Origin of the sequence: Fortiea contorta PCC 7126 (genome assembly GCF_000332295.1) — a bacterium.
GTDB lineage: Bacteria > Cyanobacteriota > Cyanobacteriia > Cyanobacteriales > Nostocaceae > Fortiea > Fortiea contorta.
Window position 1 is genome coordinate 482,795 of the sequence record NZ_KB235931.1, and the last position, 25,252, is coordinate 508,046.

A 25,252-nucleotide genomic window follows, 5' to 3' on the forward strand; every position below is an offset into this window, starting at 1 on the left:
TATTTCATACTTCAATTCAGCAACGCCAAAAATTAATCATGTGGAATTTGAAATTTTCTCTTATAAAGTTGTGAATTTGAAATAATTAACAACTAATAACCAACAACAATTAACAACTAAATAGATAATGATTAGTACAGTTGCTAAATGGGTAATTTCTCGACGCTGGTTAATAGTAATTGGGGCACTTATTTCCACAATAATCATATTATTTAATACCATCCCGCAAATGCCGTTGGATGTTTTCCCCAACTTTGCACCTCCCCAGGTCGAAATTGAAACAGAAGCTCCCGGACTCGCTCCTGAAGAAATAGAATCTCTGGTGACATTACCAATTGAAAGCTCAATCAACGGCACACCAGGGATCAGCGCAGTTCGTTCTTCCTCCTCAGCAGGACTTTCTGTAGTCAGAGTTGTTTTTGGCTGGGGAACGGATATCTATCAAGCCCGCCAGTTAGTACAGGAACGACTACAACAAGCAGTGAGTAAGCTGCCTCAAGGAATTGAAACACCAAGACTCGCTCCTATCAGTTCACCTATCGGCACTGTATTAAAATATGCTTTCACAGTGGAAGAGGAGGGACCCAAAGGAGAAACATCCATCCAAAAACCAACATCTAAAATCGACTTGATGGAAGTACGCCGAATCGTTGATTGGCAAGTTACAAATCGCCTTTTAGCTGTGCCTGGCGTTAGTCAAGTGCTAGTGTATGGCGGTGAAGTGCGCCAGTATCAAGTACTAGTAGACCCGAACAAACTCAGAGGTTTTAATGTATCCTTACAGCAAGTATCTGAGGCAGTACAGGGAGCAAATGTCAATGCTCCTGGTGGATTTTTAATCAGCTCTGACAAGCAAACTCTGATTCGGGGAATTGGCCGAATTGAATCCTTGGATGATTTAAAACAATCTGTAATTGTTGCCCGTCAAGGAACGCCTGTGCGCTTGGGAGATGTTGCCGAAATTCAAATTGGCGGTGCGATTAAGATAGGCGATGGCAGCTTAAATGGCAAAGATGCTGTAGTGGTGATGGTGAATAAACAACCGCTAGCTGATACTCCCACCGTCACCCGTGCGATTGAAGCCGCAATATCTGAGCTAAAAGCAGGTTTACCGAAAGAAATTAAAGTAAATCAAACCTTCCGCCAAGCAGATTATATTGATGCTTCAGTAGAAAATGTTAGATCAGCTTTGGTGGAAGGTAGTATCATTGCAGCCGTTATCCTCATCCCTTTTTTAATGAATTGGCGGACTCTGGGAGTTGTGCTGTTAAATTTTGCCCTGACTTTTATATTTTCATTGCAAATATTATCTTTTTTGGGCTTGGGACTGAATACAATGACTCTGGGAGGATTAGCGATCGCCATTGGTACAGCGATCGATGATGCCATTGTCTATGCAGAAAATGTTTTTCGTTTATTACGACAAAATAAATACTCTCCCAACCCTAGTCCAGTACTAGAAATTGTTTTTGAAGGAGTACAGGAAGTCCAGGAATCTCTGATTGGGGCAACTTTAATTACTATTGTCGTTTTTTCTCCAATATTTGCCCTCGCTGGTGTAGAGGGTCGGATTTTTGGCCCGATGGGTCTTAGTTATCTGGTGGTAGTTATAGTTTCTAGTTTAGAAGCGCTGCTTGTAAGTCCGGCTTTGTGTGCAATCTTACTTCCACACGGAAAAATGCCGTTAAAGGAACCATTAATACCCCGAATTTTCAAGCGGCTGTATTATCCTTGTCTAAATTTTGCTATCCGCAGTCCCATGATCATTATCTCTGTGGCTGTGGCGGGGATGATAGCGGCAATAGTGATTTTTCCAGCTTTGGGACGGGCTTTTTTACCAGAATTTCAAGAATCAACCTTAGTCAATACTTTAGCTCTTTATCCAGGTTCATCTTTAGAAGCTACTAACAGTGCCGCCTTTGTGTTGGAGAATAAACTCAAAGATGATCCCAGGTTAAAATATGTGCAGTTACGGGCAGGACGCGCCCCTAGTGATCCAGATGCAGCACCCGTAAATCTTGGTCATCTCGATATTGGTCTGAGTGACAAAGGAATGGAAAAGCGTAAAGAAACAGTAGAATGGTTGCGGGAAGAATTTAATAAAATACCTGGTGCTGCTGTAAATATTGGTGGATTTATTGCTCACAGAATTGATGAAATATTATCCGGGGTTAGAAGTCAAATTGCTGTAAAAATATTTGGCTCAGACTTAGAAGAACTCCGCCGGATTGGTCAACAAGTTGAAAGTGCAATGTCATCTGTGTCTGGGCTTGTAGATTTACAATTAGAACCGCAAGTTCCTATCAAACAAATTCAAATAAAATTTGACCGTGTTGCCGCATCACGTTATGGTTTAACAGTTGGGCAACTATCTGAACTTGTCGAAACTGCACTTAATGGCAAAGTAGTATCGCAAGTTTTGGACAAGCAACAAAGTTTTGATTTAATTGTCTGGTTACAGTCAGAATACCGGAATAATTTACAAACAATTGAAAATTTGTTAGTTGATACTCCTTCCCAAGGTGGAAATGAAGGAGGAAATAAAATTCCTTTAGCTAACGTGGCTAAAGTTACCTATGGCACTGGCCCAAATACCATTAACAGGCAAAATGTCTCCCGTCTAATTGTAGTATCTGCTAATGCTCAGGGCAAAGATTTGCGATCGGTAGTCAATGAAATTCAAAACAAAGTCAAGGCACAAGTGCAATTGCCCTCTGGTTACTTTATTCAGTATGGCGGTCAATTTGAAGCCGAAGAAAGAGCCTCACAAAATATTTTAATTTTCAGTGCTATTTCCTTCGTAGTGATTACGGTATTAATGTATCTTTCTGTCAAATCCATTGCTTCTACAGCAATGATTATGATTAACTTGCCCATCGCTCTAGTCGGAGGTGTAATTGCTGTGGCACTAACAGGGGGCGTTGTTTCAGTCGCTTCCTTGGTAGGTTTTGTGACTTTATTTGGTGTAGCTACTCGCAACGGACTACTTTTAGTAGACAATTACACTACTAAATTTTCTAGCGGAATGTCGTTAAAAGAAATCCTTATAGCCGGGTCAATGGAAAGACTAAATGCTATTTTGATGACATCTTTTACATCCGCTTTGGGATTAGTACCGTTAGTAATTGCATCGGGGCCAGGTAAGGAAGTTTTGCAGCCACTTTCGATAGTGGTTTTAGGTGGTTTGTTTACTTCTACAGCGTTAACCTTGCTGGTTTTACCTGCTTTGTACTCGAAGTTTGGTAGGTTTTTATTACCTAAGCGAAGTGCGGCTGTTGAGGAAAACGGGAAGGTAGCTGGGGTGGTTTTGGAGAATTAATTAGCATCACTAAGTTAAGCGCAGATGGGACAGTAATTTTGCTAAAGTACAGCCAGTGAATTCTTTACTGGCTGATAATATAAAAAGTAATTTATAGGTACATATAAAGTTCCAATAATGGGCATCGCTGATCCAATAAAATACTCGTACAATATCACTTTTATGAGATTTTTTGAAAAAAGTATAGGGGGAAAATATTTCAAGTTGTTCCGTTACCTGCAATGGATTTTGCTAGGTTTAGTAATTAGCGTATTAGCAAAACCTTTAATAGCAACGGCTTATATAGGTTTAATGACGAATGGCGATCGCTACCTTCAACCAGAATTAGTCCCAAAAGAACAGGTTGCAATAGTATTCGGTGCAGGAATTCTTCCAAATGGTAATCCCACACCCATGTTGTCAGACCGTGTAGAAGCTGCTGTCAAACTTTATAAAATGGGAAAGATTAGTAAACTCTTGATGACAGGAGATAACAGTACAGTTTCCTATAATGAGGTCAGGTCTATGCTGAAATATGCCCATGATCTGGGTGTACCGATGAAAAACATTACCCTAGACTATGCAGGTTTCAGCACTTATGAGAGTTGTTATCGCGCTCATAAGGTTTTTGGTGTACATACAGCTGTTGTCATCACTCAAAATTATCATCTTCCCCGCACTGTTTACACCTGTCGCCAATTAGGAATAAAGACAGTTGGTTTAGGAACTCCAGATATAGAAATTTATGGACTACGAGGAATGATTCCCGATTTATTACGGGAATCATTAGCGAATGTCAAGGCTTTGTGGGAAGTTGATATCACCCGTCCCCGACCTACTTTTTTAGGACAGTTTGAACCAATTAATTGATGAAGGTTTTAAAATTTATCATCTCAATTATTTTATGCTTATTTATTTTTATGTAACATTTGATTTTATTCAATTGAGGCTAACATATTTATGCCTAATTCAACATCCCAAGTAACTAAACTTAAGAGCAAGAATAACGAATTTTCATCTACAGTAGATACAGTGCGTATCTATCTTCATGAAATTGGACGTGTACCTCTGTTAACCCATGAGCAAGAAATTTTTTTTGCTCAACAAGTTCAGCAAATGATGGTGATGTTTACTGCAAAAGAAGAGCTAGCTGAAAAATTACAGTGTGAACCCACTCTGCAACAATGGGCTGACAAGATGCAGTTGAAAGAAGATGTGCTGCTGCAACAACTAAGTCAAGGACAAATTGCCAAGCAGAAGATGATTCAGGCTAATCTGCGGTTAGTGGTGTCTATTGCTAAAAAATACCAGAAACGCAATATTGAGTTTCTAGACTTAATTCAAGAAGGTGCATTGGGGCTAGAACGAGGGGTAGAGAAATTTGATCCAACTCTTGGATACAAGTTTTCTACTTATGCTTACTGGTGGATTCGTCAGGGAATTACACGAGCGATCGCTCAACAATCCCGCACTATTCGTTTACCCATTCACATGGCTGATAAGCTGAACAAAATTAAGTGTGTTCAGCGAGAGTTATCTCAAAAGCTTGGTTACATTGCTGGCGTGACGGAAATCGCCCAAGCCCTCAATCTGGAACCTAGTCAGATTCGAGAATATTTGCAGCTTGTTCGTCAACCTGTTTCCTTAGATATGCGAATTGGGTTTGAACAGGATACCCAATTACAGGATCTGCTGAAGGATGATAGAATGTCTCCCGAACGCTACGCCGAACGAGAATTTTTCTATCAAGACATTCACAATCTATTAGCAAAGCTGACTCCCCAGCAAAAGGAAGTACTAATCTTGCGCTTTGGTTTAGCAGATGGATACGAACTGACCCTAGTACAGGTTAGTCAACGGATGGGTATTAGTCGGGAACGAGTACGACAAGTGGAAAAACAAGCTCTCACGCTTCTACGAAGATATGGAATTGACTCACGCAGCTATCTAGCTGACTGACAACTACTGGCTGAATATTACAACAGTTCCCAGAATGAGCAAGCAAAGTGCGATCGCATAATAAAAAATAGTCGCACCTGTCTCACCAATAAGGTTTCTGACAAATCTGACACTGCTCTTGTTCCAGTAGGGACTCGGTTTGTAATAAGTTAAAGCGATGGTTATCAAGCCTGTCGCTAGCACTGCCAAACCATAAAGGACTTGCATCTATAGTTTTTTACGACAAAATAGGGTCATTTTACAAGCAACAATGGAAACTAAAAACGCATCGATAAGCCAACAAAGGGCTGAAAGTCATCCGCAGCCTGCGTTAACCCAATGTTAACACCCGCATCTAGTTGAATATTTTCTGTGAGCAAATACTTTAAGCCAGTGTCAAAAGTAGCAATTAAATCAGAGCCTTTCTCAGTTGTTTTTTCCGTAAATAACTCAAAATAAGTACCCAATCTGGAGTTAATTGCATAGCCAAGGGTGACGCTATTCACAAAACCTAAATTGTATCCAGAATTAACTTCATTTTTATTGAAGTCGAACTCGGTCATCATACCCAAGTCCCACTTGTCAGACAATTCAATCGCCAAGGGAAAAATAATGCCGCCTTCTATTGAGTTATTTCCCAAATTATTTTTATTAGTGGGGAATTTAATAAAAGGCATCATAGCAAACGCCGTTTTGCCGCTATCATTGCCCCAAAAGTTAACTTTGACGCGAACTGTAATATCACCAAAGCCAGAGCGTTCCTCAGTGGAACCATTTTCGGGTGTGGTACGCACGACGTTGTAAACTTCTGGGATAATCTGCAAATCGACGTTATTTAACAAACCGACTTTCAAATTGGGAACCAAAAGATTGAGAGATTCGGTATGAGTACCGTCTGTATCTTTGGTATAAACGAACAAATCTGCTTCTACTTGGAAATGTCCTGCATCCACAGTGAAGGGAGACTCGGTTTGATCTGGTCGATCTGTACTTAGCTCCCGCATCAGTGCTTCGGGTGTAGGGTTAAACAAGTTGTACTGGCTTTTATCAGGTGGAGGAATCTCTAGTTGTTGAGGCTGTTGTTCAACTGTCTCAGATACTAGATTCTGGGATACAGATTGTTCTAATAAGTAATGCTGTGCTTCACCTGCTACAGGAGTGGAAATATTGAACTGAAGTTCACTAACAGAAGTGCTGTAAGTAGCCTCTTGTGCCAAAACAGTATTAGAAATTACAGCTATTGCACCGCAAGCCGTAAGGATGGAGATATATGTCTTAGCCAAAATATTCTTTCTTCCTTGTCTTTAAAAATTTCTTTCATAATCTTCTCATATTATTTTCATTTTGCTTTCATTTTTTTTTAGGCGGGATTGATCACGCGGAATACACAAGTCCAGAGGTCGTGTCGCGTTTCAATCAGGGCAAACGCATCTTGCACAAATTGAATATGGTGTCAGGCGCAGACTTGTACTGCCATTGTTGTTGATTGGCGATCGCTATCTTTAATAAGCAAAAAATTAACTCTACAAAAAAACATAAATAAATATTATTAATAAATGAAAAAACTAAATGAATTAACAGAAAAATCACAGTCTAATAAATTTCACCCGAATTTCATTCCGGCCTGTCATCCTAGATAAAGTTAATGCTGATTTATCCTCAGTAAAGCTTTATCTTCCCACTAATGCTCAATTCTATTGTTAAATGGTCGATCGCTCAACGCTGGCTAATAGTTATTGCTTCCATCCTCATATCTGTTCAGGGCTTTCTCGTCCTTACACAAATGCCACTGGATGTATTTCCCAACTTTGCTCCCCCGCAAGTGGAAATTATGACCGAAGCTCCAGGACTAGCATCAGAAGAGGTTGAATCCCTAGTTACTCGACCAATAGAAAGTGCCATTAACGGTACCCCTGGACTGGAAACATTGCGTTCTTCCTCAGCCGTAGGTCTTTCGGCTGTGAGAGCGACTTTTAGATTGGATACAGAAATTTATCGCGCTCGTCAATTGGTGACGGAACGGTTGCAACAAGCACGCAGTCAACTACCGCAAGGTGTAGAAGATCCAGAGGTTCTTCCCGTTAGCTCCCCTTTAGGATGGACTGTCAAATACGCCTTTACCTCCGAAACCACTCCACTAATGGAGGTATGGCGGATTGTTAACTGGCAAGTGAAGAACCGCCTTCTGGCTGTCCCTGGTGTGAGTAATATCGTCATATTTGGTGGGGATGAGCGTCAGTATCAAGTGTTGGTTAACCCTGATAAGCTGAAAGCGTTTAATGTTTCCCTTGATGATGTCACCAAGGCAGCACAAGCAGCTAACGCCAATGCACCAGGGGGATTTTTAATTACTCCTGACCAAGAAACATTGGTGCGAGGGGTAGGGCGGATTGAATCTATCGAGCAGTTGAAAAAATCAGTAATTAAAGCCAAAAATGGCACGCCAGTTCTGTTGGAACAAGTAGCGGATGTACAAATAGGTGCAGCACTCAAACGCGGCGATGGCAGTTTTGCGGGTAAAAAAGCGGTAATTTTGACAGTCAACAAACAGCCAACAGCAGATACGCCAAAAGTAACGAAGGCAGTTGAGACAGCAATCGAGGAAATTCAAGCCGGTCTGCCTAAAGATGTCAAAATTACAACTACTTTCCGTCAGGAAGATTTTATCGAAGCCTCGATCAAAAACGTCGAAGAAGCTTTGCGTGATGGTGTTATCATCGTTTCCGTCATCCTGATTCTGTTTTTGATGAATTGGCGCACGGTAATCATTAGTTTGAGCGCCTTACCCGTGTCCTTATTATTAGGAATGATGATTCTGAACTGGACAGGACAAGGCATCAACACCATGACTTTGGGCGGACTAGTGGTGGCTATTGGTTCAGTGGTGGATGATGCCATTGTAGATATGGAAAACGTCTACCGCCGCTTGCGGGAAAACCAACTAGCAGGTAATCCCATTCCACCATTGCAAGTTGTCTTTAATGGTTCAGTTGAGGTGCGGGTTAGCGTCCTCTTCGCCACAATTATTATTGCAGTTGTCTTTGCACCGATTTTCGCCCTTTCTGGTGTGGAAGGTCGAATTTTTGCACCAATGGGTTTAGCCTATCTGCTGTCAATTGCTGCTTCCACCCTAGTAGCGCTGACATTAACCCCGGCAATGTGCGCCCTGTTGCTAACGAATACAAGATTACCCAGTACAGAAACTTGGTTGGAAAAACAAACCCATAAACTTTACCGTCCTGCTTTGAAATTTTCTATGCGCCGCCCCAAAATTGTTTTAGGAATGGCGATCGCTGGCTTTGTGACTTCATTGGTAATTATGCAAGGTTTAGGGCAAGTTTTTTTACCAGAATTCCAAGACCGCTCTTTAGTAGTCGCCGCAGTTTTAATGCCTGGTCAATCTCTGGATGCGACTAATCAACTAGGGTTAGCGATCGAAGAAGCCCTGAAAAAAAATCCTGGGGTTGAAACGGCTCAATTGCGCTCTGGACGAGCTCAAAGGGATACTGAGGTGACTGGTGTAAACGGGGCGGAAATAGATGTCCAACTCAGTGAGGAGGGGGCAAAAGACCGAGAAGAAACAATTGAAACGATTCGTAAAGAGTTTGAAAAAATTCCCGGAGTCGCTACCAATATCGGCGGGTTTATTTCGCACCGGATGGATGAGGTACTCTCAGGTGTACGGAGTGCGATCGCTGTGAAAATTTATGGCCCCGATTTAGAACAACTCCGCACCCTTGGTCAACAAGTACAATCAGCTATGAGCGAGGTTTCGGGTCTAGTAGATTTGCAACTAGAACCGCAAGTACCGATTAAACAGGTACAAATTCAATTTGACCGCGACGCAGCAGCCCGCTATGGTTTAACTATTGGCGAATTGTCAGAGATAGTAGAAACTGCACTGAATGGGCGAGTCGTTTCCCAAGTATTGGAGCAACAACAAACCTTTGATATGGTGGTTTGGTTGCAAGAAAAATACCGTAACAATATTGAAATTATCGGTAATTTGCTAGTTGATACACCCAACGGACAAAAAATTCCCTTAGCTCAAGTCGCAAAAATCAACTATGGTACAGGCCCCAATACCATCAACCGCGAAAATGTATCCCGCTATATTGTTGTATCCAGCAACGTAGGTGGACGAGATTTAGGTTCTGTAATTAAGGATATTCGGGAGAGAGTTAAGCAACAGGTGCAATTACCCTCTGGATATTTTATTGAATACGGCGGTCAATTTGAAGCACAAGAAGGAGCGACAAAAACTTTACTTTCGGCTGGTGGATTAGCTTTTGTTGCGATCGCAGTCATACTTTACTTTGCCGTCAAGTCAATTCCTGCAACCATCATGATTTTAATTAATTTACCCTTGGCGTTAATTGGTGGTGTGGTTTCCATTGCCTTGACAAGTGGCATCATTTCCGTAGCTTCAATGGTAGGATTTATTACTCTATTTGGTGTGGCAGCACGTAACGGACTTTTGTTGGTTGAGAACTACAATGCAAGATTGGCAGAAGGACAACCTTTACCGCAGGTTTTGATGGAAGGTTCGATGGAACGCTTGACTGCTATTTTAATGACAGCGTTAGCATCTGCTCTGGGTATGGTGCCATTGGTAATTGGTAGTGGCGCTGGAAAGGAAATTCTTCAGCCACTAGCCGTTGTAGTATTAGGTGGATTGTTTACCTGTACCGCTTTAACCCTGTTAGTACTTCCAGCTTCCTATGTGCAGTTTAGGAGATTCTTAGTACCAAGAAAAGCTGAACCAATTATTCAGTCAGAAATTGCACGAGAAGCCGGAGCTTAGTAAAGCGGGCGCGGAATTTGAAATGAGCTAGCCCCGCTACACTAACGGAATTAGGAATTCCTAATTCCTATACCGCAAGGGCTTCATTGATTTTAAATGGGTGCTTTACTTACGCCGTACTGTACTAGTTTTTAATTCACAAAACATCAAGGAGTTTGAATTAATGAAATTTCTGAAAACCAGTTTAGTAATTGTTAGCAGTGTAGGATTAATTTTTTTGGGTGCTTGTAATGGTGGGAATCAAGCTGCTAACTCGGAAAGTGCTACCAAGACAGCAACTACAGAAACAGCTGTCAAAACTGAACCCGTTGCTAAAACTGGGGAAGCGCATAATGAAAAAGGCGATCAATCTAATAATGGAGAGCATAAGGGTCAAGTTATAGAGTCGGGCAAATATCATTTAGAGTTCAAACCAGATATAGAAAAAGATTCTACTCATTTAGATATAAGCGTACACGGCGAGCAGGACAAAGCAATTACTGATGCGAAGCTCACGGCTCAAGTTCAGCTACCAGATGGCAGTAACAAAACCCTACAAGTTCCTTATAATAACGACGAGAAGCAATATTCAGCAAAGCTACCTGCAACTGCAACGGGAGAGTATAAAGTTGTGATTCAAACGGATGTCAAAGGTGAAAAATTTAATGGTCGCTTTACCTTCAAGCGATAATTAATAGCAAGTGGTAGCAATAAGATAACGTCAAAACCTAGAAGTTCTTTCGCCATTGGTAACGCTTTAAGGATAGTATTAATGTCTCACAATCACAGTCATAGTCACGGATACAGCCACGAACCGACTAATTACAACCGTGCCTTCATTATTAGCGTTGCTCTCAACACTGGATTTGTTGTCATTGAAGTAGTTTATGGGTTGGCTGCCAATTCCCTTGCCCTACTTGCCGATGCTGGTCACAATTTGAGTGATGTTCTAGGTTTGTTACTTGCCTGGGGAGCAAGCTTCCTCGGTCGTCGCCAACCAACGCAACGCCGCACTTACGGGTTACGTCGCTCTTCTATTTTGGCAGCTCTATTAAACGCTATCCTCGTACTTGTAGCTTCTGGCGCTGTTGCCTGGGAAGCCATACAGCGTTTTGCTCAACCTAGTCCAGTATCAGGTAGTACAATTATCGGCGTGGCTGCGGTAGGTATTGCCATCAATATGGGAAGTGCTTTAATGTTCTTGTCGGGTCGTGAAAGAGACTTGAATATTAGGGGAGCCTTTATTCACTTAGTTGCTGACGCGGCGGTGTCTTTGGGTGCAGTCCTAGCTGGTATTGCGATTGTTACCACTGGTTGGCTATGGTTTGACCCTGTTGTGAGTTTGATGATTGTTGTCGTGATTGTTGTCAGTACTTGGCAATTATTCCAAGAATCTTTCAACTTGGTTACGGATGCCGTACCAGCAGGTATTGAACCACTTGCAGTCCGTACATTTTTGGCTGAACTTCCTGGTGTATCTAGTGTTCATGACTTGCACATCTGGGCGATGAGTACCACAGAAACAGCTCTCACTGCTCACTTAATTATGCCTGCTGGAAATCCTAGTGATGCTTTTTTAGTTCAGGTAAATCAACAACTTCACGACCATTTTGGTATCGAACACACTACAATTCAGATAGAAACAGGCGATCCAAGTTATCCATGTCCTCTTGCTCAAGAAAACGTGGTTTAAATCAATTTAGTTGAGTATGTGGATAGAGAATTTGGTGGCGATCGCATTTAGAGCAATTACTGTGACCGAATACCTAATCATCTTAGCTTTGTGAGAACAAATCCCCAAAGTAATAGTTATTTAAGTAAAATTGCTGATTTTAATATATACCAAAATAACTAAATTTAGAAACAATTCTATAAAATACTGATTTTTCATCTTAATTTCATCATGTTTTTGTAAAGTAGAGTTTAGAGATTTAAAGGGTAAATCTTATAGCTCTTTAAAATACCACAGTTGTCTCACTAAATTATGGGTGCAACTATAATTTTGATGCTTATAAATTAAGATGAAATCAAAGTCATCATCTCAAAAGATGAGCTTTATTCCTCGCTCTATCCTGCGGACGATAGGAAAATTTCAACAGACTTTAGATCCAAATGCCGAAGCAAAGGTTATTGAAGAGTTTCGCACTTCTCGACTTCAAACAATTTCCTCTGTCCGTTTTTTGTTAATTTTGATTGTAGTTCCATTACTTATAAATCAGCTTTCTCGAAACTTTGTAATCACTCCCCTCGTTGAGAAGTTCTGGAATTCACAAGAATCACATATTTTCTTGAATTCTTCTCAAGAAGAAAAAGCTTTAGCGGAACTCAAGAGATTTGAGCAAAGTGTTTATTTTGAAGCTAGAATAAGTAAAATCAGCACATTCTCTGACGAGCTTGTTCAAAAGAAGATTAAGAAAAAAGCTATTGCGTTAGTAGCAGAAAATAAAATTAAAAGTATTAATGCAGTAACAAATGTTTTTACAGATATACTTACAGCTATCACATTAATAATCTTAATCTTAACAGGTAAGCAGCAGCTATCCATTCTTATGTCTTTTGCTGGCGATATAACTTATAGTCTAAGCGACTCTGCTAAAGCTTTTTTAATTATTCTATCTACAGATATATTTGTCGGTTTTCACTCTCCTTATGGTTGGCAAATAATTATAGAAAATACTTTCCAACATTACGGTTTACCAGAAAACAAAAGCCTTACTTCTTTATTTATTGCTACTGTTCCAGTAATCATGGATACAGTCTTCAAATATTGGATATTTCGCTATCTCAATCGCAGTTCTCCTTCAGCCGTGGCTACTTACCGTAACATGAATGAATAATTTTTATTAAAGATATTTTCATATCAACAAAAAATACTAAAATTATGCCGATTTGTAACATGATAACAACAACGTCAAATATTAAATTCAGCACAGATATAGTTCGTAATTATCTGCAAGATATTGTTCGTGTACCATTGTTGACTTATGAGGAAGAAATTGTATATAGCAAAAAGGTACAGCAGATGATTGTCTTACAGAAAAAAAAGGAAACTTTGAAGAAACACCTCAATCACGAACCATCTCAAAAAGAATTAGCTCAATACGTACAACTTAGTGAAATGGAAGTGAAGGAAATTTTTCAGAAAGGTACACAGGCAAAGCAAAAGATGATCGCAGCAAATCTTCGTTTAGTAGTTTCTATTGCCAAAAAATATCAAGGACGAAATTTGGAGTTTATGGATTTAATTCAGGAAGGTTCACTAGGTTTAGAGCGTGGTGTAGAGAAATTTGACCCCACTCGTGGCTATAAGTTTTCTACCTATGCTTATTGGTGGATTAGCCAGGGAATGACACGAGCAATATCTCAGCAATCACGAACTATTAGACTGCCAATTCATCTTACCGAAAAGTTGAATAAACTTAAAAAAGTGCAAAGGGAATTATCTCAAAAACTAAAGCGCAGTCCTAGTATGTCTGAAATTGCAGAAAAGATGAAATTAAACCCTGCTCAAATCCGCGAACTGCTGATGATATCTCGTCAACCTGTTTCATTAGATAAACAAGTGGGCGATAACGAAGACACAGAATTGCAAGAACTTTTAACAGAAGTTCCAGAAGCCTTGCCTGAAATCCAAGTAACTCAAAATTTAATGCGTCAAGATATCTATCTCTCACTGAAAGAATTAACTCCACAGCAGCAACAAGTCCTAATTTTGCATTATGGCTTGGAAGATAATTGCGAACTCACCTTGACGCAGGTAGCTCAACATCTCAACATTAGTGAAAGCAGAGTTCGTTACTTAGAAAAACAAGCACTGAGTTACCTCCGTCGTTGCCAAACAAATCTACGAGAGTATATTTTCACTTAAATGTATGACAAAACATCAGTATGAACATCTTACTTCTTCAACTGTTTGTCAACATCGTTAGAAGCTGAAACAAAGTTAGAGAGAGTTTTGAGATTATAAAAAAGTATACATTTCCGAAAGGATTATAGCTTCATCAAAGGTCACTTATTTGTTTTTTTTAATAAATCTCTATAACTAGCTAAAATTTCACCCAAATTTCATCTCACTTTGTCAAGCTATTAAGAGGTAACATCTTTCACTGAAGATGATTCTGATGATTGATGAATTTAGTAAAGTGATTATAAGAGCGCAATGAATAGAACACTGACATACACTGCTATTTTTGCCTTGACTATGGCAGTTTTAGTTCCAGCTACTTATGCAAATCCTACACCACAATCTAGTAACTTTCCTCATGTTATTAGCTTGGTAGAATTTCCCCAGGGTATTCGCCACGCGAGGATTATGAGACATACCTTAAAAATAGCAGTTCCCGAAAATAGCAAGGCTATTTCTCAGCTACTTATCGAAGCTCCAGCTAACATTGTTCTCAGAGAGAATATTGATGCATCCGATCAATCCGGTAAAAAATTTGCTGCAAAAGTTTCTATTCAAGGCAAAAAAGCTACGCTAGAGTTTGCCGAATCAGCCGCTCCTGGAACTGTCATAATTGTAGAAATGAATAATGTTAAAAAAACAGCAGTGACTACTGGTGATAAGTTCTACAAGATATCTACCATTCTCGCTGGCATGAATGTAGAGTTACCAATTGGTATTGCTCAATTGCGTGTAATTTAATGAACAAATTACTAAAATACATCTGCTGATTATGAAAGTTTTGCTTGTTGAAGATGAGCCGGATCTGGGTGCATCGATTCAGCGAAAGTTGAGTAAAGAAAAATATATTGTTGACTGGGTTTTGGATGGAAATGAAGCCTGGATTTATCTAGAACATAATTGGACTCAATATACACTGGCGATTTTTGATTGGTTGTTACCAGGAATGTCAGGTTTAGAACTGTGCAAGCGTTTACGAGTTCGGGGCAATGCTTTGCCTGTACTGATGCTAACTGCTAAAGATAGCATGGCAGATAAGGTAGCTGGACTAGATGCAGGGGCAGATGATTATTTGATCAAGCCGTTTGGTATGGCAGAACTACTGGCACGGTTGCGTGCCTTGCAACGGCGAGCTTCTTTTGGAGACGCATCGCTTACGTCCCAGATCCAGCCTTTACAATTGCAAGTTGGTGGACTTATTTTAGACTGCGGTAATTGTACAGTTTCTCGACAGTACCCGAATGGTGAAAATAAGGTAATTTATTTAACAAAAAAAGAATTTCAGTTATTAGAATACTTGATGAAACGTCCTAATACAGTTATTACCCGCGACCAAATTTTAAATCATCTGTACGCCTTTAGTGCAGAACGCGTTAGTAATGTAGTAGCAGCTCAAATCCGACTTTTGCGTCGCAAATTATCGGAATATGGTTGTGATGGGCTAATCGAAACTGTTCCTAGTATGGGTTATCGTTTCAATCCTGGCAATGCAGATTCGACTATTTCGTAAGACTCGCTGGCAATTGGCTACCTGGTATGCGGTAGTTATGGCTCTAATTCTGTCCTTATGCGGTTTTGTGGTTTACAAGGTAATCATTGATGCTTATGTGGCTTCTATCAACCGGGAACTGGAATCGGTAGCAGGTACACTACATGATGTAATTGAACCAACTTTGAAACAACCTGGTATTACAGAGCTAGTTTTCCAGCAGGTTTTACCAAATATTTGTTTAGCTGAGTCCAGTTGTCCTACCCAAAATATCCTGAGTCACAGTCAAAGCACCCATAATGAACACGGCATTTTTAGTACTGTATACAAAGAGAAGCAATATTACATCCGTTTTGTCGATGGTTCAGGACGGTTAATTGCAGTGGCAGGTTTCCAAGCTAATGAACTGCCACCGACTGTGGAAACCCAAGTGTGGCAAACAGTGAAAGACTTGCAGGGTAATCGTTACAGTCAAAAGTCTCTACTGCTGCACACTCAAGATAATCAAGATTGGGGCTATATTCAGGTAGGGCGCAATCTCAATGACCTTGATAATCGTCTCGCTGCTTTGAAATTAATTTTGGCGGTGGGCTTGCCAATTACGGTATTGTTAGTTGGCGGTTCTAGTTGGTGGCTGGCAGGGTTAGCAATGCAGCCAATTGACTCTTCGTATAAACAAATGCAACAGTTTACGTCTGATGCTTCTCATGAGTTGCGTACTCCTCTAGCAGCGATTAATGCAACGGTAGAAACTTTATTTGATATGGAGTATCTGTCTGAGGAGGCGCGAGATATTTTGGCATCTATTCAACGTCAAAATCATCGACTAGCTGAACTAGTTCAGGATATGCTGTTATTGTCTCGATTAGAACAGCAAACGCTAGCGACACAACAAACACATTGCTGTCTGAATATTTTGATTAATGACCTGATAGAAGAATTTTCAGCGTTAGCGGCTGCGGCTTCTTTGCAGCTAACATCTTTGGTGTTATGCCAAGAGCTTTTATACGTGATGGGAGATGAAGATCAACTGTTGCGTGTGCTTTCTAATCTAATTGCCAATGCTATTCAATACACCCCTGCTGGCGGTTATGTAACTGTTATCCTCAAACGCAGCAACGGTCATGCTGTAATTGAAATTCAAGATACAGGTATTGGTATTGCATCGCACGAACAAAAGCGGATTTTTGACCGTTTTTATCGAGTGAATAGCGATCGCTCGCGTCGTACTGGTGGATCTGGATTGGGATTAGCGATCGCGCAAGCAATTGTTCAGGCTCATGGAGGTAGTATACAGGTGCAAAGCCAACTTGGTAAGGGTAGCACTTTCATCGTTCACTTACCCTTGACAGACGAAGCGAGCGATCGCGTCGTACTGAGGGATCTGGATTTGGGTTAGCGATCGCGTAAGCAACTGAGAATTGAATACTCTCCTAGAGGATATAGTAGAATGAACTCCTCTTTTCTATGCTCTGGGTGCATACATGATAATTAACACACTCAGTAGCGCCAAACAAGCTCCTAGCATATCGTAGTGATCTGGAGCTACCCCATCTACTTTCCAACCCCAAAGCATTGCCAGCACAATAAATACCCCTCCATAGGCAGCATACACTCTACCAAAGTTAGCAGGCTGGAGAGTAGCAAGCATACCGTATAAAGCTAACCCAATACCTCCGGCAATTCCCCACCAGAAAGGCTTTCCATCCTTTAACCATTGCCAGATAAGATAGCCACCGCCTATCTCAAACAAGCCAGCCCATATGAAGTTAAGTAAGGACTTTAGTATTTCTTTCACTCAAGAATATCCTATCTATTATAAAGATTCTTTACGAACTTCAAATTTTATTAGATTTGTGTTCTTGCAAAAGTATAAAAAAACACGGTAGTTATAAGTGGTAAAACAAGATTTTTACTTTTTAAATCTTGAGGAGATTAATATTCATGCCAGATTATTTCAAATTATGAGAGAATATGAAAAAATAAATTATGAAAAGAATATGAGAACATTTTATAGCAAAGTAAATGACTCCTCCAGAAAACAGACCTAGCTTACCAGAGGTTCACCGTAGTATTAGAGTCCCCAACAGCAACAGCTTTATTGCCAAAATGCTGGCTTATGCAGGGCCAGGGTTTTTGGTTTCAGTGGGATACATGAACCCTGGCAACTGGGCTACAGACATTGCTGGGGGGTCAAAGTTTGGATATACACTGTTAACAGTGATCTTGCTGTCCAATCTGATGGCCATATTGCTGCAATCTTTGTGTGTGCGATTGGGAGTTGCTACGGGGCGAGATTTGGCGCAGGCTTGTCGAGATTATTTCAAACCAAGAGTAAGCTTTTGTTTGTGGATACTGTGCGAGATTGCGATCGCTTGACCATTTTGTTGCTGCTGATAAATGCGGCGGCAGGTATTTAAAATATCTAAGTTTTCTTGATTTACTGACATGGCACTAAAGAATATACTCCACTTAGCAATGATTTAGCGACAGCGTAACACATTGCTGTATTGGTGATCCCTTTCTGATTCTCTTGAGCGATCGCCCATAGCTGAGATAGTTGTAAGCGATGCCTTCTCTACGAGACGCTCTGCGAACGGCAAAGCTTCGCTAACGCAGTCGAATTCAAATAGCATAGAAGCAGACAACCAAACAACTACCTATGACTCCACAATTTGAAGCGGCGATCGCTGCCATCCAACTACTCTCATCTACAGAGCGCCAGCAACTGCTGCAAATCCTCACCCAAAACTCAAATTCTCAACCCGATCTTCAAACCCTTAGTACCCAGTTCTTGCAAGGTACTATGCTCAAGCAGTTACTTGCTAACCATTCTCCTACAACTGTTGATCACCTCAAAGACCTGGCTACCGATTTTTGGCCGGAAGAAGACTCTATTGAAGATTTTCTCACGTTTGTGCGACAACAGCGCCAAGAGGCGATGTAACTAAACTCCCATGAGTCTTGTTCTGATTGATACTGATATTGCTTCCTTCATTTTCAAAGGTAGTGATTATGCCGACCCTTACCAGCCACTTTTGAGTGGTCAGCAATTGGCATTGTCATTCATGAGTGTCGCTGAACTATTTCAGTGGGCAATCTTACGTCAGTGGGGCGATCGTCGTCTCACCCAATTAGAACAATACCTCTCGAATTACCTGATTATTCCAGTGGATCAACCTCTTTGTCAAGAATGGGCAGAGGTTCGTGCATATCGACAAAGCGTGGGACGACCAATTTCGCCCCAAGATGCGTGGATTGCTGCAACGTCCATACGCTACGACTTACCGTTAGTCACTCACAACATCAAAGACTTCCTAGAAATTCCTAATCTACGGCTTATTACCCCGTCATCCTAATTAGACAGCGTTTGCGCGATCGCTGTTAGGCATAAGTTGAAGGAGCGATCGCTCATAGCTGGGGGCGCTACTTTTGAAATCCAAGTTTCAGGTTCAAACTTTAATCCCCACCTCCCCATCTCCCCATCCCCCCATCCCCCCATCTCCCCACCTCCCCATCTCCCCACCTCCCCATCTCCCCATCCCCCCATCTCCCCACCTCCCCATCTCCCCATCACCCCACCTCCCCATCTCCCAATTCTCATTCAGTTGCGGATATGTTGATCGTCGGTTGATAATTTGTCTGGGTTGAACTCTTGATAAATTGCTAAGGTTTCTTGATTGACACGGGCTACACTTAAGCGCTCAAGGTTATGTGTAGCTTGTTGTTTCCATCTCTGCAATACTTCGGGACTACTGAGTAATTCTCTCAGAGCGATCGCTAAGGCGTGATTATCTGCAGGTTGGACTAACAGACCTGCTTTTCCGTGATCTAATGCTTCGGGAATTCCGTCTACGTTGCTGGCGACGATCGCACAACCGGCTTCGCGGGCTTCAGGAATTACCAGGGGTGAGGGATCCCGGTGGGAAGCGAGGACAAAAATATCTGTGGCTAGCATATAACTTTGTGGCTCTGGCTGGAAGCCTTCAAAATGGATGCAGTCGCTGACGCCGCTATTTTGCGCCTGGGCTTCAAATATTGTCCTATCAGGGCCATTTCCCACAAGATAAAGATGTGTTTGCGGAAAATCGGTCGCAATTTCCGTAAAAGCACTGATTAATTCGGCAATTCCTTTACGTTTATACATCCCAGCGACAGTGGTAATCGCTGGGCGTTGCAGTTGTGCTGGTCGATACTGTTCTAAACTGCGAGTGCGGACGCTACCTAGAGTGCCATTGGCTACCACTCGCAATCTTTGGGCGGGGATACCTCGCTGTATCATTGATTGGGCGACAGCATGGCTAACGGCGATGACGCGATCGGCTAAACCCATGAGGACGGCGCTGCGCTGGAATTCGTTATGTACTGTGGAGATGAGCGCATAGACAGAGGAAGCTTTCAAGATTCTGCCTAATACCACTCCTGTCATCATATGTGCATGGACAATATCTGGTTGAAATTGTTTGATGATTTTTCGATAGCGCCAAGTAGCTTTGATTAATTTGATTGGCGTTCTCGTTTGATCCAATGAAAAATGTTGGACTCCATAGCGGGCTAGTAATGCTTCATATTCTCCCCCAGATGAAGCTACAGCGACATCGTGACCGTTTTTTGCTTGTATACAAGCTAGATCAACAGCGACGTTAACGATGCCGTTACCAATTTCTTGGACGTGGTTTAAAATATGTAGTACACGCATCAGACCCAGTGTATATTATTCAAATTACCATCAATACATTCACAGGTAGTCGCCACTATCCAGTAAATAACCGCAAAATTATTTACTGACTAAAAATTCTTCAGTTCTGACTATTCTCGGTAAATCATAGTTCTTCACTAATTCATAATAGACAGCCATTGTTTCGGCATAGACCCGCGTAGTGCTGAATCTTTCTAGGTTTTGCGTGGCTTTATATTGCCATTTTTGCAGTTGTTTGGGGTGGCTGAGTAGTTGGAAGAGTGCATTTGCTAAGGTGTGGCTATTTTGGGGTGGAACCAAAAGACCAGCCTGTCCATAATCTAGGGTTTCGGGAATGCCGTCTACATCGCTAGCAACTATAGCACAGCCAGCTTCCCGCGCTTCTGTCAAGACTAAACCAAAGGATTCGCAGTGTGAAGCGAGGACGAAAATATCTGTGGCTAGCATATAGCGTTGTGGCTGTGCTTGAAAGCCTTCAAAATGAATGCGATCGCTCACAGGTGTATTCTGCGCCAGCGCTTCAAATATGGGGCGATCGGGGCCGTTTCCCACTAAGTATAAATGTGCTTGGGGAAAGTCAGCGGCAATTTTGACGAAGGCGGTGATTAATTCTACGATACCTTTGCGGGTGTACATGCCGGCGACGGTGGCGATCGCTGGTCGTTGCAGAGGTAAAGGTTGATACTCCCTTATTTTTTGATGTCTCGGACTACTTAAAGTGCCGTTAGATACCACCCGCAGCTTGTTTTTAGGTATCCCGCGCCGCACCATCGCCCCAGCTACAGCCTGACTGACTGCGATCACGCGATCAGCTAACCCCATGAGTACAGCACTGCGCTGAAACTCGTTATGTACGGTAGAAACTAAACTATATTCACTACTATTCCTCAGCAATCTTGCTAATAAAACACCAGTCATCATATGTGCATGAACAATATCTGGTTGAAATTCTCTAATAATTTCTTGATAATGCCAAGCAGCTTTAATTAGATTTATTGGTGTTCTAGATTGATCTAGTGCCAAATGTTGGACACCATAATTTGCTAATAAAATTTCGTATTCTCCACCAGATGAAGCCACTGCTACATGATGACCATTTTCAGCTTGCAAACAAGCCAAATCTACAGCCACATTAACAATTCCATTACCGATTTCTTGTACATGATTTGTTAGATGTAAAATTCGCATTTAATTTGTCTCCACAGAAAGCACTTGCAGCCAATTTATCTACAAAAACCTACTAGAATTCAGATTTAAAAAATATTTCCTCGCTGCCTAAAAAGCCTTGAATGAAGCCACGAGGAAGATTTACAATTTGAGAATGATAAGAAGAAATCGCTCTGATTTTTTTGTCTTGCACTGATACTATAGAAAAGCAAGCAGTCGCAGCGATATCTGACAGTTTCAGCATGAGTAACAGCGGTGCTCTCCAGAATAACCAAACAGGATATTCAATCAGGTCAACTGAAATTTTTGCTTGGATAATGGCTTGTTTAACTAATTCATATGTAGCCTCATGATCTCGATGACAGTCTTGATGATGAGGTACATAAACTTCCTCTGGTTGATGCTGCACGAGGAGTGCAGTTATTTGGGCAATTGTTTGTTGCTTTTCCTCTAGAGTTAAATCAGGTAAAGTTCCATCTGGTTTTTCTAAAAAGTGAATAGCTGATGGTTCCACTCCTAAAATTTGTAGTGCTGTTAGCGCTTCTTGTTTACGAGTTTGGATAATTTTATGTTGATAATTTGGCTCTGCGTTAGCCGCGCCCTGACCATTTGTGAGAAAAGTTACAATTACTGGTACACCGTATTCTCGTTTTAGCGCTATCATTCCACCACAACCAAATGTTTCGTCATCTTGGTGAGGAGAAAATACCATTGCTGATTTCTGAGTAAATTTTAATATCTGATTTTTATGACTCGAAATCCACAGGCATATTAAGCGGGAATGGAAATGTTGTATTTTCTCAATCCATACCTTTGGTAGATGTTTTTGCAATTGCTGTAAATATTTTTTCATCCTCGTTATTAGAGCTAGATGTTGTATTTGTATAATTAAATCATCTAGCTCTAACATAGTAGGTTAAATTTACATGTTAAATATAATTTTTAGATAAATATTCTGTATCTATATCAACAACATTTTCAGTAAAAAAATTACCTAAAAATTTTAAGGACACAACATTGTTGTGTCCCTAATTGTGTGTTAGATATTGTTACAAACAAAAAACAAAAAAGAACAATTTTAGCCAGTGAACTGTATTTGTAGCGTCTATGTTTTAAAGCGATATAAAATCACTTTTGCTTTCCAATCTTCTTCGACAAAAACTAGATATTCACCGTTGGAACGGCGAAAAGCGCGGACACCGTGGGGTATATCAACCCAGCCGCTTTCTCCTGCGACTTCTGGGCCGGGTTTGATTGTTTTTACTAATGCTCCTGTTGTGGCATTGTAAACATATACTTGCGGGTTTTTCACTGTGACTGCAAATAGATAGTCACCCGCTACACTCATAGCTGCGGTGGAGATTTCGCGCTTCCCAGTTTTGTCATAAGGTATCACAGTTCGCCAGCGGGGTTTAGTATTTCCTTTACTCCAGTTGTCAAAGCGGACAATCTCTGAGCCGACAACGCGAGTGTCATCACCATTCTGCGGATTCTGGGCCGTAAAACCTGACAAATACATGGTGTCGGTTTCGGGAAAATACTCAATCCGGCGCAAATCAGTAAATATACTGGGAGTTTTTTGCTTTCGCATAGAACTGTAGGTATAAATCGGATTACCGTTGGCGTCTAATCCTTGCAATGGATAGCGACGGATACCATCTTGAGTGCGGAGGGTTTTCCAGACGTCACCTCTGCTATCGACCCACCATCCGCCGATGTAAGGATAATCTTGATGGCGATCGTATTCGCTTTTTTCAAAAGCACCGTTACCGTTGCGATCGCGCCAGATCCATTCTCCTGTTTCTGGTTGCTGGGGGGGCCATTTTCCAGGAAGGGATTGTTTCCCATCCCCGTTTGTACCCACAAACATTCCCGCTGGGATGGCGATTTTGCTATTTTTTGTATTATCAAAACGATAAATTTGCAAAAAACTGCTATACATATCTGTGATGAACAAAAAGGGTTTACCTTTGAGGCGACGAACAAAGGTTGCATCTGGAGATGTATGCAGACGTGGATCTTGGGGATATTTAAAAGGATTTAAGGTGTAGTTTTTATAAGTCCATTTTTTCCCTGGTGGCTGATTGTAATCCATGACAAAATGTTCTTGTTTAGTAAAGATTTCTTTGCCATCAGTTTGAGGATCAACATCAGCATTATCTATAAATAATAATCCTAATAATCGCCATAGTTGTTTTCCTGATGGCGAGAATTTTCTCAAATCTGTTCCTGATTTATTGAACCCGTTACTATTAACATATATATTGCCTGTGGCGTCCGCACCTACGCCAGTTAAGCCGTAAAATTTTAAATCTTGTACTTCACCAGGAACACCACCATAAACTCCATTTTTATTACCAAAAGTAGCGACTTGGACTGGTTCACCTGTGATTTTATAAATCAAAACTTGCTGTAGCGGGCCATTTTCTGTGACTAAAAGTCTACCTTGATGGTCTACGGCGATCGCTGTCGGATCTACAATATTTTGAATTTGCTCTGGTAATTGTTTTCCGGTTGGGGAATAATGGATAATTTTAGCAGGTTCTTTTCCAGTTTTTCGTTGAATTACCCAAAGATTTGCTTGTTTATCAACAGTTATTACTCCTGGTCTAGTCACGCTAAAGCTACGGATTTCTTTCATGGAATCTGGATGAAAAACCCGAATTTTATTAGCAGCAAAATCACTCACATATAATTCTTTCCCCGCAGTTGCTAATCCAGTCACTTCACTTTTAGTGCTGATAATTAACATACTTTTATCCCAGCCATTTCCCCCTGTAAAAGGTGCAGGTTTTCCAGATAAATCGTAGCGTCTGACGCAATACCAAGTTTTACCATCTGGGGGATAACCTTCATCCACTTTGCCAATTGCACCCTGACTCATGGCAATATAAACATATTTGTTATTCGCTGTTACCGCTTTACCGCCAGCACGATTCCAACCGTGGAGATCATCAAGCATTCCTACAGGATTAGCATCTTTATAAATTCCCGCTTCCCTACCAGCTTCATCCCAAATACTATTAGTATAAACAGTGCCGTCAGCAGCAACATACATCCCATCTATATTATTCTGTACCCACTTTTTTCCACCACCGAAAGTATTACCTATCCACGATGTTTTATATGTATTTGTAGGTGCGCCATTTACAGTCCATAGCGTTGTGGTACTAACATAAGTAAAAATAAATCCAATAATTAGACAGAGCAAGAATGTAAATAGTTTTTCTTGGCGTAAGTGTCTGTCACGAGAGATTCTTTTGAGCCGACGATTGATATTTTGTTGTAAACGTCGCAGTTTTCGTACTGACCTATTTTTCATAAAGCTTCTGGTTTTATATTGCTTTTAAACTCATGAATTGTGCAACAACGAATTAGTTAAAAGCCAGAAATAAAACAATTTTTCTAGCGGCTGACTAGTAACTAATGAAATTTAATGCAATCAACACAAGTTCAGAATAAAAGTTAATTAATTCTAGGATAGACTGCTGGCAATAGTAACTTTTACAAGAAATAGCTAAATACAAAAACTTCAGGGTAAATTAAATTACTATCACCTGAGCGATTTATCTTTTTCTCTATCCCCAACTTTTGCCAGAAGTCTAGTTGCAACTTTTATGAATTGGTATGTTTATTTACCCACTATCACTGAAGATTCTCTAACTGAGAGATGAATAGTTATTTAGACTTAATAACCCATCTTTTTGTGAGCAGGATATCTACATAGATAACAAATGTTTGATGTTAAATAAATCAAGTTCACACAAATTTTATAAAAATCATATGTGTTTTTAACTTTAAATCACAGAATATTTGTGCAAGTATTAATAGCTACTTTTTTGATTGAGAATAATAGTAAATTTAAACACAAATGGTTTTAAGTAGTTAGAAATCATACAACTTCATTGACACTAGGAAATAAATAATTTATATTTGGTGCTTTCATGAAGGATGAAGGATGAAGGATGAAATTA

Annotated in this window: 22 protein-coding genes; 14 read left to right on the plus strand and 8 right to left on the minus strand. The window is 40.7% G+C overall.

Going from position 1 to position 25,252, the window contains the following annotated elements; all coding sequences use genetic code 11:
• Window positions 1-127: 127 nt before the first annotated feature.
• The 3 genes from MIC7126_RS0126660 (at window position 128) to sigB (ending at window position 5,257) form a co-directional block, all read left to right on the plus strand.
• Window positions 128-3,319 (plus strand): efflux RND transporter permease subunit, encoded by a 3,192-nt coding sequence (locus MIC7126_RS0126660; protein ID WP_017656191.1) that lies wholly within the window; start codon window positions 128-130, stop codon window positions 3,317-3,319.
• Window positions 3,320-3,481: 162 nt separating this feature from the next.
• Complete coding sequence (locus MIC7126_RS0126665; RefSeq protein ID WP_017656192.1) at window positions 3,482-4,168, plus strand: ElyC/SanA/YdcF family protein; 687 nt, start codon at window positions 3,482-3,484, stop codon at window positions 4,166-4,168.
• Window positions 4,169-4,258: 90 nt separating this feature from the next.
• Complete coding sequence (gene sigB / locus MIC7126_RS0126670; RefSeq protein WP_017656193.1) at window positions 4,259-5,257, plus strand: sigma-70 family RNA polymerase sigma factor SigB; 999 nt, start codon at window positions 4,259-4,261, stop codon at window positions 5,255-5,257.
• Between the two features lie 257 nt (window positions 5,258-5,514).
• Here the strand turns inward: sigB and MIC7126_RS0126680 are convergent, their stop codons facing one another.
• A complete protein-coding gene (locus MIC7126_RS0126680; RefSeq protein ID WP_154656039.1) occupies window positions 5,515-6,519 on the minus strand; it encodes a transporter in 1,005 nt (334 codons plus the stop codon).
• A 401-nt stretch (window positions 6,520-6,920) separates the two neighbouring features.
• Here MIC7126_RS0126680 and MIC7126_RS0126685 point away from each other — a divergent pair, with 401 nt between their 5' ends.
• From MIC7126_RS0126685 to rppB, 8 genes are all read left to right on the plus strand, one after another.
• The gene (locus tag MIC7126_RS0126685) at window positions 6,921-10,040 is read left to right on the plus strand and encodes an efflux RND transporter permease subunit (RefSeq protein ID WP_017656196.1); all 3,120 of its coding nucleotides are present in this window, start codon (window positions 6,921-6,923) and stop codon (window positions 10,038-10,040) included.
• A 163-nt stretch (window positions 10,041-10,203) separates the two neighbouring features.
• Complete coding sequence (locus MIC7126_RS0126690) at window positions 10,204-10,710, plus strand: hypothetical protein (RefSeq protein WP_017656197.1); 507 nt, start codon at window positions 10,204-10,206, stop codon at window positions 10,708-10,710.
• An 81-nt stretch (window positions 10,711-10,791) separates the two neighbouring features.
• Entirely contained in the window at window positions 10,792-11,712 is a 921-nt protein-coding gene (locus MIC7126_RS0126695; RefSeq protein ID WP_017656198.1) for a cation diffusion facilitator family transporter, read from the plus strand.
• A gap of 328 nt (window positions 11,713-12,040) precedes the next feature.
• Window positions 12,041-12,856 carry a CemA family protein gene (locus MIC7126_RS28490; RefSeq protein ID WP_238553726.1) on the plus strand — a complete coding sequence of 272 codons (816 nt, stop codon included), beginning with the start codon at window positions 12,041-12,043 and terminating at the stop codon, window positions 12,854-12,856.
• A gap of 44 nt (window positions 12,857-12,900) precedes the next feature.
• The gene (locus MIC7126_RS0126705) at window positions 12,901-13,887 is read left to right on the plus strand and encodes an RpoD/SigA family RNA polymerase sigma factor (RefSeq protein WP_026100547.1); all 987 of its coding nucleotides are present in this window, start codon (window positions 12,901-12,903) and stop codon (window positions 13,885-13,887) included.
• A gap of 291 nt (window positions 13,888-14,178) precedes the next feature.
• Complete coding sequence (locus MIC7126_RS0126710; protein WP_017656201.1) at window positions 14,179-14,664, plus strand: hypothetical protein; 486 nt, start codon at window positions 14,179-14,181, stop codon at window positions 14,662-14,664.
• Between the two features lie 31 nt (window positions 14,665-14,695).
• Window positions 14,696-15,433, plus strand: a complete 738-nt coding sequence (rppA, locus tag MIC7126_RS0126715) for a two-component system response regulator RppA (RefSeq protein ID WP_017656202.1) — start codon at window positions 14,696-14,698, stop codon at window positions 15,431-15,433.
• Window positions 15,411-16,811 carry a two-component system sensor histidine kinase RppB gene (gene rppB, locus MIC7126_RS0126720; RefSeq protein ID WP_017656203.1) on the plus strand — a complete coding sequence of 467 codons (1,401 nt, stop codon included), beginning with the start codon at window positions 15,411-15,413 and terminating at the stop codon, window positions 16,809-16,811. Before rppA ends, rppB begins: the two co-directional genes overlap by 23 nt.
• A 66-nt stretch (window positions 16,812-16,877) precedes the next feature.
• On the opposite strand, the gene MIC7126_RS0126725 is transcribed toward rppB, so the two are convergent.
• Window positions 16,878-17,210 carry a YnfA family protein gene (locus MIC7126_RS0126725; protein ID WP_017656204.1) on the minus strand — a complete coding sequence of 111 codons (333 nt, stop codon included), beginning with the start codon at window positions 17,208-17,210 and terminating at the stop codon, window positions 16,878-16,880.
• 227 nt (window positions 17,211-17,437) lie between these two features.
• Here MIC7126_RS0126725 and MIC7126_RS0126730 point away from each other — a divergent pair, with 227 nt between their 5' ends.
• The 3 genes from MIC7126_RS0126730 (at window position 17,438) to MIC7126_RS0126740 (ending at window position 18,771) form a co-directional block, all read left to right on the plus strand.
• Window positions 17,438-17,791, plus strand: coding sequence for an Nramp family divalent metal transporter (locus tag MIC7126_RS0126730; protein ID WP_017656205.1), 354 nt, complete (start codon window positions 17,438-17,440; stop codon window positions 17,789-17,791).
• A gap of 283 nt (window positions 17,792-18,074) precedes the next feature.
• Window positions 18,075-18,359 carry a hypothetical protein gene (locus tag MIC7126_RS0126735; protein ID WP_017656206.1) on the plus strand — a complete coding sequence of 95 codons (285 nt, stop codon included), beginning with the start codon at window positions 18,075-18,077 and terminating at the stop codon, window positions 18,357-18,359.
• Window positions 18,360-18,369: 10 nt separating this feature from the next.
• On the plus strand, window positions 18,370-18,771 hold the full coding sequence (locus MIC7126_RS0126740) for a type II toxin-antitoxin system VapC family toxin (RefSeq protein WP_017656207.1): 402 nt from the start codon (window positions 18,370-18,372) through the stop codon (window positions 18,769-18,771).
• Here the strand turns inward: MIC7126_RS0126740 and MIC7126_RS31060 are convergent.
• From MIC7126_RS31060 to MIC7126_RS0126765, 6 genes are all read right to left on the minus strand, one after another.
• Window positions 18,768-18,914, minus strand: a complete 147-nt coding sequence (locus MIC7126_RS31060) for a hypothetical protein (RefSeq protein WP_161606868.1) — start codon at window positions 18,912-18,914, stop codon at window positions 18,768-18,770. The genes MIC7126_RS0126740 and MIC7126_RS31060 overlap by 4 nt on opposite strands.
• Window positions 18,865-19,002 carry a hypothetical protein gene (locus MIC7126_RS31485; protein ID WP_169330812.1) on the minus strand — a complete coding sequence of 46 codons (138 nt, stop codon included), beginning with the start codon at window positions 19,000-19,002 and terminating at the stop codon, window positions 18,865-18,867. The genes MIC7126_RS31060 and MIC7126_RS31485 overlap by 50 nt, the downstream gene beginning before the upstream one ends.
• Before the next feature lie 14 nt (window positions 19,003-19,016).
• Window positions 19,017-20,111, minus strand: coding sequence for a glycosyltransferase family 4 protein (locus MIC7126_RS0126750; RefSeq protein ID WP_017656209.1), 1,095 nt, complete (start codon window positions 20,109-20,111; stop codon window positions 19,017-19,019).
• A gap of 78 nt (window positions 20,112-20,189) precedes the next feature.
• Window positions 20,190-21,299 (minus strand): glycosyltransferase family 4 protein, encoded by a 1,110-nt coding sequence (locus MIC7126_RS0126755; RefSeq protein ID WP_017656210.1) that lies wholly within the window; start codon window positions 21,297-21,299, stop codon window positions 20,190-20,192.
• 52 nt (window positions 21,300-21,351) lie between these two features.
• Window positions 21,352-21,990 (minus strand): PIG-L deacetylase family protein, encoded by a 639-nt coding sequence (locus tag MIC7126_RS0126760; RefSeq protein WP_017656211.1) that lies wholly within the window; start codon window positions 21,988-21,990, stop codon window positions 21,352-21,354.
• Window positions 21,991-22,383: 393 nt separating this feature from the next.
• Entirely contained in the window at window positions 22,384-24,600 is a 2,217-nt protein-coding gene (locus tag MIC7126_RS0126765) for an NHL repeat-containing protein (protein ID WP_017656212.1), read from the minus strand.
• Window positions 24,601-25,252 lie beyond the last annotated feature (652 nt).